General features: G+C 73.2%; 15 protein-coding genes. 6 read left to right on the top strand and 9 right to left on the bottom strand.

The genetic code is table 11. From position 1 onward, the window contains the following. The coding region (locus tag AC0CYZ_RS29320) for a substrate-binding domain-containing protein (protein WP_472221640.1) at window positions 1-451 on the top strand (451 nt) is incomplete at its 5' end. Window positions 452-524: 73 nt separating this feature from the next. Here AC0CYZ_RS29320 and AC0CYZ_RS29315 read toward each other — a convergent pair. Beyond that, a complete protein-coding gene (locus AC0CYZ_RS29315) occupies window positions 525-1,841 on the bottom strand; it encodes an MFS transporter (RefSeq protein WP_472221639.1) in 1,317 nt (438 codons plus the stop codon). A gap of 242 nt (window positions 1,842-2,083) precedes the next feature. On the opposite strand from AC0CYZ_RS29315, the gene rhaI reads away from it, so the two are divergent. From rhaI to AC0CYZ_RS29295, 4 genes are read left to right on the top strand one after another with little or no spacing between them, the layout of a single operon-like run. Further along, window positions 2,084-3,262: an L-rhamnose isomerase gene (gene rhaI, locus AC0CYZ_RS29310; protein ID WP_472221638.1), complete on the top strand. Its 1,179-nt coding sequence runs from the start codon at window positions 2,084-2,086 to the stop codon at window positions 3,260-3,262. Window positions 3,263-3,299: 37 nt separating this feature from the next. Next, window positions 3,300-5,348 (top strand): bifunctional aldolase/short-chain dehydrogenase, encoded by a 2,049-nt coding sequence (locus tag AC0CYZ_RS29305; protein WP_472221637.1) that lies wholly within the window; start codon window positions 3,300-3,302, stop codon window positions 5,346-5,348. Further along, a complete protein-coding gene (locus tag AC0CYZ_RS29300; RefSeq protein ID WP_472221636.1) occupies window positions 5,345-6,802 on the top strand; it encodes a rhamnulokinase in 1,458 nt (485 codons plus the stop codon). The genes AC0CYZ_RS29305 and AC0CYZ_RS29300 overlap by 4 nt, the downstream gene beginning before the upstream one ends. 29 nt (window positions 6,803-6,831) lie before the next feature. Then, window positions 6,832-7,005 (top strand): L-rhamnose mutarotase, encoded by a 174-nt coding sequence (locus AC0CYZ_RS29295; protein ID WP_472221635.1) that lies wholly within the window; start codon window positions 6,832-6,834, stop codon window positions 7,003-7,005. A gap of 57 nt (window positions 7,006-7,062) precedes the next feature. Here AC0CYZ_RS29295 and AC0CYZ_RS29290 read toward each other — a convergent pair whose 3' ends face one another. Further along, window positions 7,063-8,679: a flavin-containing monooxygenase gene (locus tag AC0CYZ_RS29290; RefSeq protein WP_472221634.1), complete on the bottom strand. Its 1,617-nt coding sequence runs from the start codon at window positions 8,677-8,679 to the stop codon at window positions 7,063-7,065. A 40-nt stretch (window positions 8,680-8,719) separates the two neighbouring features. Beyond that, a complete protein-coding gene (locus AC0CYZ_RS29285; protein ID WP_472221633.1) occupies window positions 8,720-9,670 on the bottom strand; it encodes an alpha/beta hydrolase in 951 nt (316 codons plus the stop codon). Window positions 9,671-9,785: 115 nt separating this feature from the next. Here AC0CYZ_RS29285 and AC0CYZ_RS29280 point away from each other — a divergent pair, with 115 nt between their 5' ends. After that, window positions 9,786-11,546, top strand: a complete 1,761-nt coding sequence (locus AC0CYZ_RS29280) for a sigma-54-dependent Fis family transcriptional regulator (protein WP_472221641.1) — start codon at window positions 9,786-9,788, stop codon at window positions 11,544-11,546. A 17-nt stretch (window positions 11,547-11,563) separates the two neighbouring features. On the opposite strand, the gene AC0CYZ_RS29275 is transcribed toward AC0CYZ_RS29280, so the two are convergent. The 6 genes from AC0CYZ_RS29275 to AC0CYZ_RS29250 form a co-directional block, all read right to left on the bottom strand. After that, window positions 11,564-12,073, bottom strand: coding sequence for a DUF1003 domain-containing protein (locus AC0CYZ_RS29275; RefSeq protein ID WP_472221632.1), 510 nt, complete (start codon window positions 12,071-12,073; stop codon window positions 11,564-11,566). Continuing rightward, window positions 12,028-12,522 carry a universal stress protein gene (locus AC0CYZ_RS29270; RefSeq protein ID WP_472221631.1) on the bottom strand — a complete coding sequence of 165 codons (495 nt, stop codon included), beginning with the start codon at window positions 12,520-12,522 and terminating at the stop codon, window positions 12,028-12,030. The genes AC0CYZ_RS29275 and AC0CYZ_RS29270 overlap by 46 nt, the downstream gene beginning before the upstream one ends. Before the next feature lie 37 nt (window positions 12,523-12,559). Continuing rightward, window positions 12,560-12,907 carry a cupin domain-containing protein gene (locus AC0CYZ_RS29265; RefSeq protein WP_472221630.1) on the bottom strand — a complete coding sequence of 116 codons (348 nt, stop codon included), beginning with the start codon at window positions 12,905-12,907 and terminating at the stop codon, window positions 12,560-12,562. Window positions 12,908-12,925: 18 nt separating this feature from the next. Then, the gene (locus AC0CYZ_RS29260; protein WP_472221629.1) at window positions 12,926-13,852 is read right to left on the bottom strand and encodes a slipin family protein; all 927 of its coding nucleotides are present in this window, start codon (window positions 13,850-13,852) and stop codon (window positions 12,926-12,928) included. Window positions 13,853-14,018: 166 nt separating this feature from the next. Then, window positions 14,019-14,417, bottom strand: coding sequence for a DoxX family protein (locus AC0CYZ_RS29255; protein ID WP_472221628.1), 399 nt, complete (start codon window positions 14,415-14,417; stop codon window positions 14,019-14,021). 82 nt (window positions 14,418-14,499) lie between these two features. Further along, a complete protein-coding gene (locus tag AC0CYZ_RS29250) occupies window positions 14,500-15,105 on the bottom strand; it encodes a histidine phosphatase family protein (RefSeq protein ID WP_472221627.1) in 606 nt (201 codons plus the stop codon). Between the last annotated feature and the right edge of the window lie 113 nt (window positions 15,106-15,218).

Raw genomic sequence — 15,218 nt, 5'->3', positions numbered from 1 at the left:
TCGACTCGCCGGGGCCCGGGGCGCGCTCGAACGCGCCGGACGGGACCCGGCCGACCTCGTGGTCGTCGAGACGGCAGGGCTGACGGTGGCCGAGGGGCGCCGGGCGGGGGAGCGGTTGGCGGGACTTCCGTCTGGTCGCCGACCGACCGGTGTCTTCTGCGCCAACGATCTGCTGGCCTTGGGGCTGCTGCAGCGTTGCGTGCACTGGGGTCTGCGGGTGCCGGACGACCTGGCGATCGTCGGCTACGACGACATCGAGTTCGCCGAGGCGGCAGCGGTGCCGCTGACCTCGGTGGCCCAGCCGAGCGAGCTCCTCGGGCAGACCGCGGTGGAGCTGCTCCTCGACGAGGTGGCCGCGGGCCCGGAGCACGAGCACCGGAACGTCGTCTTCGCCCCGGAGCTCGTCGTGCGGTCGTCCACGCTGCTGCTGGGGCGTAGCGCCTCCGCCTGAGTCGGGAACGCACCGACGGCCCGGCCCCGCGGCTGGCGGGACCGGGCCGTGGTGGCGGGCCGGGGGAGGGGGCTCAGGACCTGGCCGGGGCCGCCGCGGGCCGGTCGGCGCGCTCGGACTCGATCTGCTCGAGGGACTTCCCGGTGGTGTCGGGCATCGCGAGGTAGCCGACGATGCCGCTGATCAGCAGGAACAGTGTCAGCAGCAGCGCCACGGGGACGATGCCGATCGCGGACAGCAGCGGGACCACGAGGCTGAACACCCCGAGCACCAGGCGGGCGACGCCGAAGGTGACGCCCTGCGCCGTGCCCCGCAGCATCGTCGGGAACAGCTCCTGACTGGTGACCTTGTAGGTCGCCTCGCCGGCCACCGCGCTGCCGATGTAGAAGAGCAGGACGCTGGCGATCACGCTCGGCACGGTGAAGTCGACGACCAGGTAGAGCCCGTACGAGCAGATCTGCATGATCGCGCCGAGGGCGAAGAGGCCCTTGCGGACGCCGTGGCTGCGGTCGTAGAAGGGCATGAACAGGGCGATCGTGCCGACGATGCCGGCGGCGAAGCCGAGGCAGGACAGGGCGACGCCGGCGGCGTTCGAGCCCGCCCCGATCGTCTTGACCATGTACGGGGTGAAGATCCCCGCGGTGCCGGCCGCCAGGTTCCAGAACGTGTAGAAGGTGCCGGTGTAGAGCAGCGCCTTCAGGTGCTTGCCCCGGAACAGGGCGCCGACGCGCTGGGCGGCGCTGCCGGGCAGCTCGCTGGCCGAGCGCCAGCGCGCCGACTCGGCGATCCCGCGGCGCAGGGCCCAGGTGATGATCGCGACGAGGAACAGGCTCGCGAAGACCAGCCGGGTGCCCAGGACACCGAGCGGGTTCAGGGCGAGCGCGAGCAGCAGCACCACCACCGGGCCGACGTACCAGGCGACCTGGGTGAAGCCGAGCAGGCGTGCCCGCCCCTTGTCCGGCGCGAACTCGCCGACCAGCGCCAGGGAGGTCGGGACGTCCGCGCCGACCGCGAGACCGACGATGACGGTGCCGGCGAAGAGCATCGCCGGGTGCACCGCGAGCGCGATCAGGGCGATCCCGAGCGCGTACACGAGCAGGTCGTACTGGTAGATGCGCTTGCGCCCGAGCTTGTCGCCCAGGCGGCCGCCGAAGAAGGCCCCGACCGCGCAGCCGATCGCGTTGGGCCCGATCGCGGCCAGGATGCCCACGCCCGTGGTGGACAGGCCGAACTCTGCCTGGAAGACGGTCAGCCCCGACGCCAGGGCGACGATGGACCCGGCGTCCAGGTAGGAGGCCATGCCGGCCAGACCTGCCCAGCGCCAGTGCTGCTTGCTGATGGTGCCGTCGTCCCCGGTGGGACCGGTCCCCGTCTCCGGTGTCACGGACATCCGGGCTCTCCTCGTCGTCGTCGACCAGCGGGAGGTCGTTGTTTGAAACGTATCAATCAGCAAGGTAGGAACGACGTCGTCCAGATCACAACCGCCGAGGTCGTGTCGATCGTGCTGGACCGCTCAAGCCAGCGGACGTGCAGCGATACCGTTGACCGCGCGGCAGGCGATCCTTACGGTCTGGAATGAAACGATCCAAGAACGCCGTCCCGCATGGCGTGAGATGCTGAGGGAGTTCATCGATGACAGAGGCCGCGACCGACCTGTCCGCCGTCCGCCGGGATCTGGCCGTGCAGAGCATCGACACCCCGTCGTGGGCCTACGGGAACTCCGGCACCCGCTTCAAGGTGTTCGCCCAGGCCGGGGTCCCGCGCGATCCCTGGGAGAAGATCGCCGACGCCGCGGTCGTCCACCGGCTCACCGGTGCGGCGCCGACGGTCTCCCTGCACATCCCGTGGGACCGCGTGGACGACTACGCCGAACTCGCCAAGTACGCCGCCGAGCAGGGCGTCGGCATCGGTGCGGTCAACGCCAACGTGTTCCAGGACGACGACTACAAGCTCGGCTCCGTCACCAATCCCGACCCCCGCGTCCGGCGCAAGGCCACCGACGCCCTGCTCGCCTGCATCGACGTCATGGACGCCACCGGCAGCCGCGACCTGAAGCTGTGGTTCGCCGACGGCACCAACTACCCGGGCCAGGACTCGATGCGCGCCCGCCAGGACCGTCTCGCCGAGGCCCTGCGCGAGGTGTACGACCGCTTGGGCGCCGACCAGCGGATCCTGCTCGAGTACAAGCTGTTCGAGCCGGCCTTCTACCACACCGACGTCCCGGACTGGGGCACGTCGTACGCGCACTGCCTCGAGCTCGGGCCCAGGGCGACGGTCTGCATCGACACCGGACACCACGCGCCCGGCACCAACATCGAGTTCATCGTCGCGTTCCTCGTCCGGGCCGGACGGCTCGGCGCCTTCGACTTCAACTCGCGCTTCTACGCCGACGACGACCTCATGGTCGGCGCGGCCGACCCGTTCCAGCTCTTCCGGATCATGAACGAGATCGTCGAGGCCGGCGTCCACACCCCGGACTCCGGCATCGCCTACATGCTCGACCAGTGCCACAACATCGAAGCCAAGATCCCGGCGATCATCCGCTCGGTGATGAACGTGCAGGAGGCCACGGCCAAGGCCCTCCTGCTCGACCGCGACGCGCTGGCGGCGGCCCGCGCGGCCGGGGACGTCCTCGGCGCGAACGAGGTCCTCATGGACGCCTACGCCACCGACGTCCGCCCGCTGCTGCGCGAGGTCCGTTCCGAGCAGGGCCTCGACCCCGATCCCCTCGGCGCCTACCGCCGCTCCGGCCACCAGGAGCGCATCGAGGCCGAGCGCGTCGGCGGCACCCAGGCCGGCTGGGGCGCCTGAGCACCCGACCACCGACACCCCCGGAGCACCCAGACCCATGAGCACCCCCGTACCCGTCCGCGACCTCCTCGCCCGCAGCAACCGCCTGGGCGCCGACCCGACCACGACCAACTACGCCGGCGGCAACACCTCCGCGACCGGCGCCGCCACCGATCCCGCCACGGGCCACGACGTCGACCTGCTGTGGGTCAAGGGGTCAGGCGGTGACCTCGGCACCCTCACCGAGGCCGGACTCGCCGTCCTGCGCCTCGACCGGGTCCGCGCCCTGGTCGACGTCTACCCGGGCGTCGAGCGCGAGGACGAGATGGTCGCCGCCTTCGACTACTGCCTGCACGGCCGCGGCGGTGCCGCCCCGTCCATCGACACCGCCATGCACGGGCTGGTCGACGCGGCCCACGTCGATCACCTGCACCCCGACGCCGGCATCGCCGTGGCCACCGCCGCCGACGGCGAGGCGCTCACCAAGGAGATCTTCGGGGACCGCGTCGTCTGGGTGCCGTGGCGCCGGCCGGGTTTCCAGCTGGGGCTCGACATCGCCGGGGTCGCCCGGGAGAACCCGCAGGCGATCGGCGTCGTCCTCGGCGGCCACGGCATCACCGCCTGGGGCGCGACCTCCGAGGAGTGCGAGCAGCGCTCACTGGAGATCATCCGCACCGCGCAGCAGTACATCGACGCGCGTGGCAGGACGGGACCCGCGGTCGCGTTCGGCGCCGTGCGGCCCGGCTTCGCGGCACTGCCCGAGGACGAGCGGCACGCCCGGGCCGCCGCGCTCGCCCCGGTCCTGCGCGGGCTCGCCTCCACCGACCGCCGCGTCGTCGGGCACTACACCGACAGCGACGCCGTCCTGGAGTTCCTCGCGCGCGAGGAACTCGAGCGGCTGGCCGCCCTCGGCACGTCGTGCCCCGACCACTTCCTGCGCACCAAGGTCCGCCCGATGGTCCTCGACCTCCCGGCGGACGCCCCCCTCGACGACGTCATCGCGCGGCTCGGGGAGCTCCACGAGGCCTACCGCGAGGACTACCGCGCCTACTACGCCCGTCACGCCGACGGGGACTCGCCCGCCATGCGCGGCGCCGATCCCGCGATCGTGCTGGTCCCCGGGGTGGGCATGTTCTCCTTCGGTGCCGACGTGAAGACCGCCCGCGTCGCCGGCGAGTTCTACGTCAACGCCATCAACGTCATGCGCGGCGCCGAGACGATCTCGAGCTATGCCCCCATCGACGAGGCCGAGAAGTTCCGCATCGAGTACTGGGCCCTCGAGGAGGCCAAGCTCGCGCGGCTCCCGGAGCCGAAGCCGCTGGCCGGGCGGATCGCGTTCGTGACCGGCGGAGGGTCGGGGATCGGGCGGGCCATCGCCCACCGCCTCGCGTCCGAGGGCGCCGCCGTCGTCGTGGCCGACCGCGACGCGGACGCCGCGACGACCGTCGCCCAGGACATCGGCAGCACCGACGTGGCCGTGCCCGTCACCGTCGACGTCACCGACGCCGACGCCGTCGCCACCGCCATCGACGCCGCGGCGCTGGCATTCGGCGGCGTCGACCTCGTGGTCAACAACGCCGGCCTCTCCGTCTCCAAGCCGCTGCTCGAGACCACCGACGCCGACTGGGACCTCCAGCACGACGTCATGGCCCGCGGCTCGTTCGTCGTCTCCCGCGCGGCGGCCCGCGTCATGACCGCACAGGGTCTCGGCGGCGACATCGTCTACATCGCTTCCAAGAACGGGGTGTTCGCCGGCCCCAACAATGTCGCCTACGGCGCGGCGAAGGCCGACCAGGCCCACCAGGTCCGGCTGCTCGCCGCCGAGCTCGGCGAGCACGGCATCCGGGTCAACGGCGTGAATCCCGACGGCGTCGTCCGGGGCTCGGGCATCTTCGCCGGTGGCTGGGGCGCCCAGCGCGCCGCGGTGTACGGCGTCGAGGAGTCCGAGCTCGGCGCCTTCTACGCCCAGCGCACCCTGCTCAAGCGGGAGGTGCTGCCCGAGAACGTCGCCAACGCGGTCTTCGTGCTCTGCTCGGACGACCTGTCGCACACCACCGGCCTGCACGTCCCGGTCGACGCCGGCGTCGCGGCCGCCTTCCTGCGATGAGCCCCGGGACCGACGGCGTCACCGTCGCCGCCGTCGACCTGGGCGCCTCGTCCGGGCGGGTCGTCCGGGCGCGGGTGGGCGGGGCGGCGGGCCTCGAGCTCACCGAGGTCCACCGCTTCGCCAACGGGCCGGTGCGGGTGCGCGACACCCTGCACTGGGACGTCGTCGGCCTGCACCGCGAGATCCTCACCGGGCTCCGCGAGGTCGGACCGGTGGACGGCGTCGGCATCGACACCTGGGGCGTCGACTACGGCCTGCTCGACGCCGACGGGGCGCTGCTCGGGACGCCGGTCCACCACCGCGACGACCGCACCGTCGGCGTCGCGGAGCGCGTGCACCAGGAGGTGCCCGCGGCCGAGCTGTACGCCCGGACCGGGCTGCAGCAGCTGGCGTTCACGACGATCTACCAGCTCGTGTCCGCGGCCGGCAGCGCCCAGCTCGGCGCGGCCCGACAGCTGCTGCTGGTGCCCGACCTGCTCGGCTACTGGCTCACCGGGGTATGCGGCGCCGAGCTGACGAACGCCTCCACCACCGGGCTGCTGGCCGCCGACGGGACCGGGTGGGACACCGAGCTCGCGCGGCGCGTCGGGATCGACCCCTCGCTGCTCCCGCCGCTGCGTGCGCCCGGCGACCTGGTCGGACCGGTGTCCGCCCCGGTCGCCGCGCACACCGGTCTCGACCCCGCCACCCCGGTGCTCGCGGTCGGGTCGCACGACACGGCGTCAGCCGTCGTCGGCGTCCCCGCAACCAGCGAGCGGTTCGCGTACGTCTCGTGCGGCACCTGGTCGCTCGCGGGAGTGGAGCTCGACGCGCCGGTGCTCACCGAGGCCTCCCGGGCCGCGAACTTCTCCAACGAGCGCGGCGTCGACGGCACCGTCCGCTACCTGCGCAACGTCATGGGCCTGTGGCTGCTGCAGGAATGCCTGCGGGCGTGGGGTTCGCCGCCGCTCGAGCCGCTGCTGGCCGGCGCGGAGGCGTGCGACGGTCCGTCGGTGGTGGTCGACGCTGCCGACGAGGTCTTCCTCGCACCCGACGACATGCCCGCGCGCATCGTCGAGGCCGTCGCGGCGCTCGGGCAGCCCGTCCCCGGGAGCCGTGAGGGGATCGTCCGCTGCGTGCTCGACAGCCTCGCGCTCGCCCACCGGCGCACGATCCGCGACGCGGCGGCGCTCTCCGGACGCACCGTCGACACCGTCCACGTCGTCGGGGGCGGGGCCCGCAACCGGCTCCTGTGCCGGCTCACCGCGGACGCTTGCGGCCTGCCCGTGGTCGCCGGTCCCGTCGAAGCGACCGCGACCGGCAACGTCCTGGTGCAGGCCCGGGCCCTGGGGGCGCTCGACGGCGGGCTCGCCGACCTGCGGGCGTTCCTGGCCGAACAGGTGATCACCGAGACGTTCGATCCCGTCCCCGACGTCGGACGATGGGATGCCCTCGAGGCCGTCCTGGACCGCTGAAAGACCGACCCCGCGAGGAGGACGCCCCCATGCCGCACTACTGCTTCGTCCACCACGTGCGCCCCGACCGGCTCGCGGAGTACCGAGCCCGTCATCGCGAGGTGTGGCCTGAGATGCTGCGCGCCCTGTGCGACGCGGGGTGGCGCGACGACCGGCTCTTCCTCGGGGAGGACGGGCTGCTCGTCCGGCGTGGCCCCACATGAGCCGGAATCCAGGATCATCTGCCTGTCGGGCCGACCCGAGGACCCTCCGGGCGGCGGTCACGCATCCGTCAGCGCGCCCAGTCGGAAGCCCTCGTAGTCCTTGGCCGCCACGTCAGCGAGCTGCTGGCGGTACGCCCCGATCCCTGCCATGTAGAACATCACCGCGTTCTTCTTCCCGGGGATGTTGGCGCCGAAGATCCACGAGTCGGCCTGGGGGAAGAGCGTCGCGTCGGCGATCTCGCGGCAGGTCTCGGTCCAGCCGGCCTCGGCCGCCGGCGTCGGCTCGACGGTCCGTGCGCCCCTGCGCTCGGCGGTCGCGATGAGCTCGCCGATCCACTCGACCTGTGTCTCGATGCTCGGCGGCAGGTTGGTGAAGGGGCCGTTCGGGCCGAGGATCATGAACATGTTCGGGAAGCCGGCCTTGGAGACGCCGAGGTAGCTCGTCGGGCCGTCGGTCCAGTGCTCGTCGATGTGCCGGCCGCCGCGACCACGCAGGTCCATCGCCCGGTAGTTGCCGTCGACCGCGTCGAACCCGGTCGCGAAGACCAGGACGTCGAGCTCGTGGGTGGCCCCGTCGGTGGTGCGCACCCCGGCCGGCGTGATCTCCTCGATCGGCGTCTCGAGCAGCGACACGAGCTCGACGTTCTCCCGGTTGTAGGTCTCGTAGTAGCCCTCGTTGCACAGCGGGCGCTTGGCGTAGAGGTCGTGCGGGGTGAGCCTGCGGGCCGTCTCCGGGTCGTCGACGACCTCGGCGATCTTCTCGCGGATGAACGCCGCCGCAGCCGCGTTCGCCTCCGGGTCGGTGGCGATGTCGCTGAACGTGCCGAACATGAACCGGAAGCCGTTGCCCTTGTCCCAGTTCTCCTGGAACACCCGACGGCGCTCCTCCTCCGAGACGCTCATCGCCTCGACGCCGCTCTCCTCGAACCCGAAGGCGACCACCGAGGAACGGACCTGGTCCCAGATCGCGTCGAAGTCCTCCTTGGTGCGGTCGACCTCGGCCTGGTCCACGGGGCCGTTGCCGGAGGGCACGCAGTACTGCGGGGAGCGCTGGAACACCGTCAGGTGCCCGGCGATCTTCCCGGCTGCGGTGATGAACTGCGTCCCGGTCGAGCCGGTGCCGATGACGCCGACGCGCTTCCCCGTGATGTCGAGGTCGGCGGGCCAGGCGTTGGTGTGCACCAGGCGCCCGGCGAAGGAGTCCCGGCCGGGGATGTCGGGCATGTTGCTCCTGGCCAGCAGACCGAGGGCGTTGACGAGGTAGCGGCACGTGGTCGATCCGCCGTCGGCCGTGGTGACCGTCCAGAGCTCGGTCTCCTCGTCGAAGACCGCTCCGGTCACCTCGGTGTCGAGCTGGATGTCGCGGGCGAGGTCGTGCCGCTCGACGACGTGCTGGAGGTAGGCGAGGACGTCGGGCTGGTCGAGGTAGCGGGTGTTCCAGTCCCACTCCTGGAGCAGATCCTTGTCGAAGGAGTAGCGGTAGACGAAGCCCTCGGTGTCGGACTTGGCGCCGGGATAGGTGTTGAAGTACCAGGTGCCGCCGACCCCGCCGCCCTTCTCGAAGGCCTTGACGGTGAGGCCGAGCCGGTCGCGCAGGGTGTGCAGCATGTAGATGCCGCCGAAGCCGGCGCCGATGACGACGGCGTCGAGGTCCGGGGTGCGGGTGCTGGTCATGGGGGTGCTCCTATGGTCGTCGTCGACGGGTGGGTCGCGGTCAGCCGCGGTACCAGGCGGCGATCGCGGCGATCTCGGTGTCGGCCTCGTCGGCGTTGCCGGCCAGGCACGGGAAGACGTGCTGCATGCCGTCGACGACCGAGAGGGTCACGTCGACGCCGGCCGCCCTCGCCCGCTCGGCGAGCCGGGTGGCGTTGTCGACCAGCGACTCGAGCGCGCCGGCGTTGACGTAGAGCCGCGGCAGGCCGGAGAGGTCGGCGTGCAGCGGGTTGGCCAGCGGGGTCCGCGGGTCGATCTCGTCCCCGGCCAGGACGCCGGCGATCATGCCCTCGAGCAGGGGGACGGTGATCAGCGCGTCGGTCGCGTCGTTGGTCACCAGGGTCTCGCCGGCGTTCTCCATGTCCAGCCACGGCGAGAACGCGACGATCGCCCCGGGCAGCGGCCCACCCTGCTCGCGCAGTGAGAGCGCGATCGCGACGGCGAGGTTGCCGCCCGCCGAGTCGCCGATGGTGGTGATGTCGGCCGGGGCGATCCCTCGCTCGGTCAGAGCGGTGAACGCGGCGACGCCGTCCTCGACCTGCGCGGGGTGCGGGTGCTCCGGGGCGCGGCGGTAGTCCAGGACGAACGCGGTGACACCGAGGGCCTTGGCCACGTGCGCGGCGAGCTTGCGGTGGCTGGCCGCGGACCCGACCGCGAAGCCGCCGCCGTGGGTGTAGAGCAGGACCTTCGTGGGGTCTGCGCCGAGCGGCAGCGTCCAGATCCCGGGGACCCCGCCGACGGTCTCCTCGCGGTAGGTGACGTCCTCGGGCTCTCGGGTGGGCTGGTGCCACTCGTCGAAGATGCTGCGGAACAGGCGCATCGTGAGTCCGGGCGTGGTCGCGATGATCTCCGACCAGTCGGCGTAGAGCGCGCGGAGCGCCTCGGCTCCGGTCGGGGCGTCGGTGGGGCGGGTGGACGGCGCCGTCGTCATCGTGGGGTCCTCCGGGCTCATCGTGAAAACGTGTGACCTGGACCTCAGGATGAGGACGGGGCACCATCGACGGGGTGTTCCGTTCTGGAACGCCTCCTCCGGCGGTGCCGGGCGTGACGCTGGGCGGGTGACGACGATGTCCCGGGACGAGAGTCGGCTCCCCGCCCTGTCGTCGCGGCAGCGCGAGCTCGTCCGGCGCAGCCGCGAGACGCTCGTCGACGGCGGCCTGCTGGCGGTCCCGCCGGGAAGCACCGGGGTCCCCCCGGTCATCGAGTCGAGCTGGCGGCGCTGCGCGGGGGAGAACGTGCCGGTGGCGCCCGCCCGGATCGACTACCGCGAGCCCGACGACGCGTCCTCGACCCTGCGCCACGCCGCCGAACCGGTGCTCGACCGGTTGCGGTGGAGCCTCGCCGACGTCGCGGTGGCCATGGTGCTCTCCGACGCGAGCGGCCGGATCGTCGCGCGCCACGCCGACGTCCGCCGCCAGCGCACCCTGATGGACCGGGCGAGCGCGGCGGAGGGGTTCGACTTCTCGGAGCGCTCGATCGGCACGAACGGCATCGGGACCGTGCTCGTCGAGCGGCGCCCGGTGCTCGTCCGGGGTCCCGAGCACTACAACGCCGACCTCGAGGGCCTCACCTGCGCCGGGACCCCGATCATCGAGCCGTACACGGGGCGGGTGGTCGGCTCGTTCTCGCTCGCCTGCGCCACCCGCGACGTCCACCCGCTGATGACCGCCCTCGCCGGGGACGTCGGGCGCCAGATCGAGGCGGGCCTGTTGGACCGGGCCGGCGAGCGCCGCCGCCGGCTCGTCGAGGCCTACCTGGCCGTCGACCGGGCGCCCGGCGCGGCGCTCGTCGTGGACCGGCACACCGTGCTGGCCAACCGGTCCGGTCTCGCCCACGTCGGGCCGGACCTGCACCCCGTGCTGTGGCGGTACCTGGACGACCACCGTCGACGCGGTCCCGAGCGGATGGCGGTGCCGCTCTCGGACGGCGTGTACGACGCCGTCGTCGAGCCGGTCGACGACGGCGAGTGGCGCGCGTTCAGCGTGCGGGTGCTCGCCCGGCGCCCGGATGTCCCGGACGTCTCGGAGGCCGCTGCCGGGCCGGCGGCGGCGTCGGTCGCGCGGCCGCCGGTGCACCACGATCCCGACGTCGACCGGCAGCTCGAGGACGCCCGCCGTCACGGGGAGCCCGTCGCGGTCGTCGGGCCCGCGGGCTCGGGGAAGCTGCGGACGGCGCGGGCGGTGCTGCGCCGCGCTGGCGTCGAGGCCCCGCTGGTCGTCGAGCCGGCCCTGCAGCCGGAGTGGTTCGCGGCGGCGCGTGGTGCGGTCGCGTCGGGGCGGGGGCTGGTGATCCGGCGGATCCACGAGACGCCGTACCCGTCGGTCGGCCAGGTGCAGGCGCTGCTGGGCGGGGGTGCGCCGGTCGTCCTCACCGCCGACCTCGACGCCGCCGACGACGCGGTGACCGGTCTCGTGCGCCGCGTCGCGACCACGGTGCGGCTCCCCGCGCTCGCCCGCAGCCGCGATCACCTGCCCGCGCTCGTCCGGGCCGTGGTGGCGGAGCTGGGGCCGCCGTGGTCGCGGACGCGGTTCTCCCCGGCGGTCTGGGACCGGCTGCTCGCGTGGCACTGGCCCGGCGACCTCGCCGAGCTGCAGACCACCGTCGCCGCACTGGCCCGCCGCGCGACGTCTGGGCTCGTCGAGGAGGACGACCTGCCCGAGGAGCTCCGGGGTTCGCGGCGGGCCCTGCCGCTGATGGAGTCCGCCGAGCGCAACGCGGTGGCCGAGGCGCTGCGGTCCGCGGACGGCAACCGCACTCACGCGGCGGCCGCACTCGGCATCGGCCGGAACACCCTGTACCGGAAGATGCGGGAGTTCGGGCTCGGCTGAGCCGGTGGGGTGTCCTGCTACTCGGGTCCGGCCTTGCCCGGGAGAGCCGGTGAGGTGCCCGCGAGGACGGCGTCGACCTCGGGGTCGCGCTCCGCGACGCACCGACAGTCCGGTCCGTGGGCGTCGCGGTGCCAGGCGAAGAGGTACCGCAGGGACAGTTCGTTCACCCGGAAGTCGTGCTCGGCCTTGATGCGGTCCCGTTCGGCCTGCCGGTTCTGGGAGAGCAGCAGCAGCGGCGCGGCGTAGGCGGCCTGGGTCGAGAACACGAGGTTGAGCAGGATGAACGGGTACGGGTCCCACGCCTGGGTCCAGGCGACGAGGTTCAGGGTGATCCACGCGAGGACGACCACCGTCTGGGCGACGATGAAGTCCCAGGACCCGAACCAGGCGGTCACCCGGTCGGCCATCCGCTCCCCGGTGTCGCGCTCGTCGTAGCGACGCCGGTTGGCGGGGTGGCGGTGGACCGGGTGGCGGTGCCCGGTCAGGACGCCGAGGCGCCGCTGCGGCGCACCACCGTGACCGTGCACGCGGCACGCAGGACGACGCTGAGCCCGGTCGAGCCGATCATGCGACTGGCGAGCGCCCCGCGACCGCGGTGCCCGACGACCAGCAGCACCGCCCCGGTCGACAGCGTCTCGAGGACGACCGCGGCCGGGCCCTCGCGCACCAGGAGCCGCACCGGGGGGACGGGGGCGCCCCGCGCCTTCCGTGCCTCGACGACGGAGTCGATCATGGTCTCGGCCTGCTCGCGGGCGGCGTGCTGGAGAGCCGTGGCCGAGGGGACCAGGCCTCCGCTGGTGACCCAGAGGTCGGGCGGCTCGAACGCCGTCACCGCGACCAGCGGCGCGTCCCGCCAGTGCGCCTCGTCGAAGGCGTGGTCGAGGGCGTCGCGGGAGCCGTCGGACGCGTCGACGCCGACCAGCACCGCTCCTGCTCCTGCGGCGGAGCCGCTCGACTCGGCGGAGAGGTCGGACATGGTGTGCTCCTCGATCGATGGTCGGCGGCGGAGGCCGTCAGGCGGTCCCGGGTCGGTGCGCACCCACGGTCAGCAGCACCGCGGAGTCCTCGATGGCGTTCAGGGCGTGTCGCTGGCACGGCACGACGAGCAGGTCGCCCGCCGACCCCTCCCACTCGACGTCGCCCGCCACCAGCCGGACGCGCCCGTGCAGGACGTGCACGGTGGCCTCGCCCGGGCTGTCGTGCTCGTCGAGGCCGTGGCCGGCGGTGAGGGCGATGAGGGTCTGACGCAGGACGTGTTCGTGCCCGCCGTAGACGGTGCGGGCGCTGCGTCCGCTCGACGCCGTCCGGGCAGCACTCTCGAGCTGCTCACGGACCAGTGCGGTCATCGAGATCTTCTCCATCGCGGGCACCTCCTGGGATCAGGGCCTGTCCGGACCGACGCCGTTCGCCACGGGCGACACCGGCTCCGGCAGTGCGAGGGCGGGGACGGGAGCGGGGAGCGGGCCGGCGGCAGGTGCCTCCGGCTCGGGGGAGGCCGCCGAGGGATCGGCGTCGGTCTCGACGACGACCGGGACCTCGGTCCTGGGCGGGGTGGCGGTGGCGTGCTCGAAGAAGCGCAGCAGCTCCACGGGGAAGGGCATGACGAGCGTGCTGTTCTTCTCGGCGGCCACGTCGGCCACGGTCTGCAGCAGCCGCAGCTGCATGGCGCCGGGGGTGTCCGCCATGGTCCCGGCGGCTTCGGACAGCTTGGACGAGGCCTGGAACTCGCCGTCGGCGGCGATGACCCGGGCGCGGCGTTCACGTTCGGCCTCGGCCTGCGCGGACATGGAGCGGCGCATGGATTCCGGGAGGGCGATGTCCTTGACCTCGACGCGGTCGATCGTGATGCCCCAGTTCTCGGTGGGGGCGTCGATGACGTCGCGGAGCTCGGTGTTGATCTGGTCGCGGTCGGAGAGCAGCGTGTCGAGCTCGGCGCGCCCGATCACCGACCGCAGCGAGGTCTGGGCGACCGTGGAGGTGGCCTGGACGTAGTCCTGGATGTTGATGACGGCCTTGACCGGGTCGTCGACGCGGAAGTAGACGACGGCGTCGACGTCGACGGTGACGTTGTCGCGGGTGATGGCGCCCTGCTTCGGGATGTCGAGGACCACGGTCTGGACCGACACCCTCGTCATCCGGTCGACGAACGGCACGAGCACGTGCAGGCCGGGCTCGCGCACCGCCTCCCGCAGGCGACCGAAGCGCAGGACGACGCCGCGCTGGTACTGCTGCACCAGCCGCAGGCTCGACCCGGCCAGGATCGCGAGCACGATCAACACGATCAGGATGGGTAGGACGACGTCCACGGGGTGGGGCTCCTCGGCGAGATCACGCAGGCGGATCACCGGGGGCCGGGGCAACACCGTTTCGTGGAGCCGACGCTACGCCGGTGCGCCCTGCATCGGGGGCCGGTGCGCCGGCCGGTCCGGGCCCCGGGGTGGGTCCGACGACGACCGCCGCGCAGGTGACCCGCTAGCGGCGGGGCAGCACGCCGGTCGACCACAGCGCCACCGCCACGAGGACGGGCTGGGCGAACAGGCGCAGGAACCGCTTGCGGTCGGTGTCGAGACCGAGGGCGTCCCGGCGCTGGCGCCACTGCGAGACGTTGCCCGGGAAGATCGCGGTGAAGAAGGTCGCGGCCACCACGCCGACCCGGACCCGCTCCTTGGGCAGGGCGATCAGGGCGCTGCCGAGGGCGATCTCGGCGGCGCCGGAGAGCAGGACGACGTCGTCGGGATCCATCGGCACCCACGGCGGCACCTGACCCTGGAACTCCTTGCGGACGAAGGTCAGGTGGCCGGTGCCGGCACCGATCAGGAACGCCCCGAGGCCCCGGCGCACCAGGGTCTGGAGACGGGAGGTCGGGGCCACACGCTCCGCACGCGTCAGGACGGACATGACGGCGGTGGTTCCCCCGCGGCGCCCGTGGCATGCGTGGCGCCCGGCCACCACGTCAGGACCTCTCGTTCAGCCGCAGCAACGCGGCCGGACCCCGGTCCGCGGGACGCACGACGGTCCGTGCGGTGCTCTCCAGCGCCGGGAACACCGCGCGGTAGTGGTCGAGCGGGATCCCGAGCATCGAGCAGAGCAGCAGGCGCAGCAGGGTCTGGTGGGCGACGACGAGGACCCGGCCGTCGGGGTGGGCCGTCACCGCCTGGGCCAGGGCCGGCGCCGCCCGCGCCACGGCGTCGACCCCGGACTCGCCGTCGGGCAGCGGGTGCGTGGCGGGCCGCTCGAGGAAGGCCGCGAGCGCGTCCGGGAAGGCCTCGCGCATCTCCTCGCGGGTCCGCCCGTCGCCCCGGCCGAAGTCGACCTCGACCAGCCGGTCGTCGACCCGGCAGCCCAGCCCGGCGGCCTCCGCGGCGGGACCGGCCGTGTCGCGGGCACGGCTCAGCGGCGAGGTGAGCACGGCGTCGAGCCCGGCCCCGGCGGCCCAGCGCGCGAGGTCCCGGGCCTGCTCGTGCCCGCGCGGCGTGAGCGCGACGTCCGAGCGCCCGGCGTAACGGTTCTCGGCGTGCCACTCGGTCTCGCCGTGGCGGACCAGGACCAGCTCGGTCATCCGCCCACCCGGTCGCGCCCGACCCAGCCGCGGTCGGCCAGGGCGGCGCAGAACACCTCGTAGCGCTCCTCGAGGGCCTCGTCCGCACCCGGCTCGACGACCTCGGCGATCCG

Source organism: Actinomycetospora sp. (assembly GCF_055612215.1).
This window is presented reverse-complemented; position numbering and strand designations above follow the sequence as displayed.

Excerpts from the sequence above, each read along its gene's own strand:
- AC0CYZ_RS29315 (WP_472221639.1), bottom strand. The coding sequence starts at position 1,841 with ATGTCCGTGACACCGGAGACGGGGACCGGTCCCACCGGGGACGACGGC.
- rhaI (WP_472221638.1), top strand. The coding sequence starts at position 2,084 with ATGACAGAGGCCGCGACCGACCTGTCCGCCGTCCGCCGGGATCTGGCC.
- AC0CYZ_RS29305 (WP_472221637.1), top strand. The coding sequence starts at position 3,300 with ATGAGCACCCCCGTACCCGTCCGCGACCTCCTCGCCCGCAGCAACCGC.
- AC0CYZ_RS29300 (WP_472221636.1), top strand. The coding sequence starts at position 5,345 with ATGAGCCCCGGGACCGACGGCGTCACCGTCGCCGCCGTCGACCTGGGC.
- AC0CYZ_RS29295 (WP_472221635.1), top strand. The coding sequence starts at position 6,832 with ATGCCGCACTACTGCTTCGTCCACCACGTGCGCCCCGACCGGCTCGCG.
- AC0CYZ_RS29290 (WP_472221634.1), bottom strand. The coding sequence starts at position 8,679 with ATGACCAGCACCCGCACCCCGGACCTCGACGCCGTCGTCATCGGCGCC.
- AC0CYZ_RS29285 (WP_472221633.1), bottom strand. The coding sequence starts at position 9,670 with ATGAGCCCGGAGGACCCCACGATGACGACGGCGCCGTCCACCCGCCCC.
- AC0CYZ_RS29280 (WP_472221641.1), top strand. The coding sequence starts at position 9,786 with ATGTCCCGGGACGAGAGTCGGCTCCCCGCCCTGTCGTCGCGGCAGCGC.
- AC0CYZ_RS29270 (WP_472221631.1), bottom strand. The coding sequence starts at position 12,522 with ATGTCCGACCTCTCCGCCGAGTCGAGCGGCTCCGCCGCAGGAGCAGGA.
- AC0CYZ_RS29265 (WP_472221630.1), bottom strand. The coding sequence starts at position 12,907 with ATGGAGAAGATCTCGATGACCGCACTGGTCCGTGAGCAGCTCGAGAGT.
- AC0CYZ_RS29250 (WP_472221627.1), bottom strand. The coding sequence starts at position 15,105 with ATGACCGAGCTGGTCCTGGTCCGCCACGGCGAGACCGAGTGGCACGCC.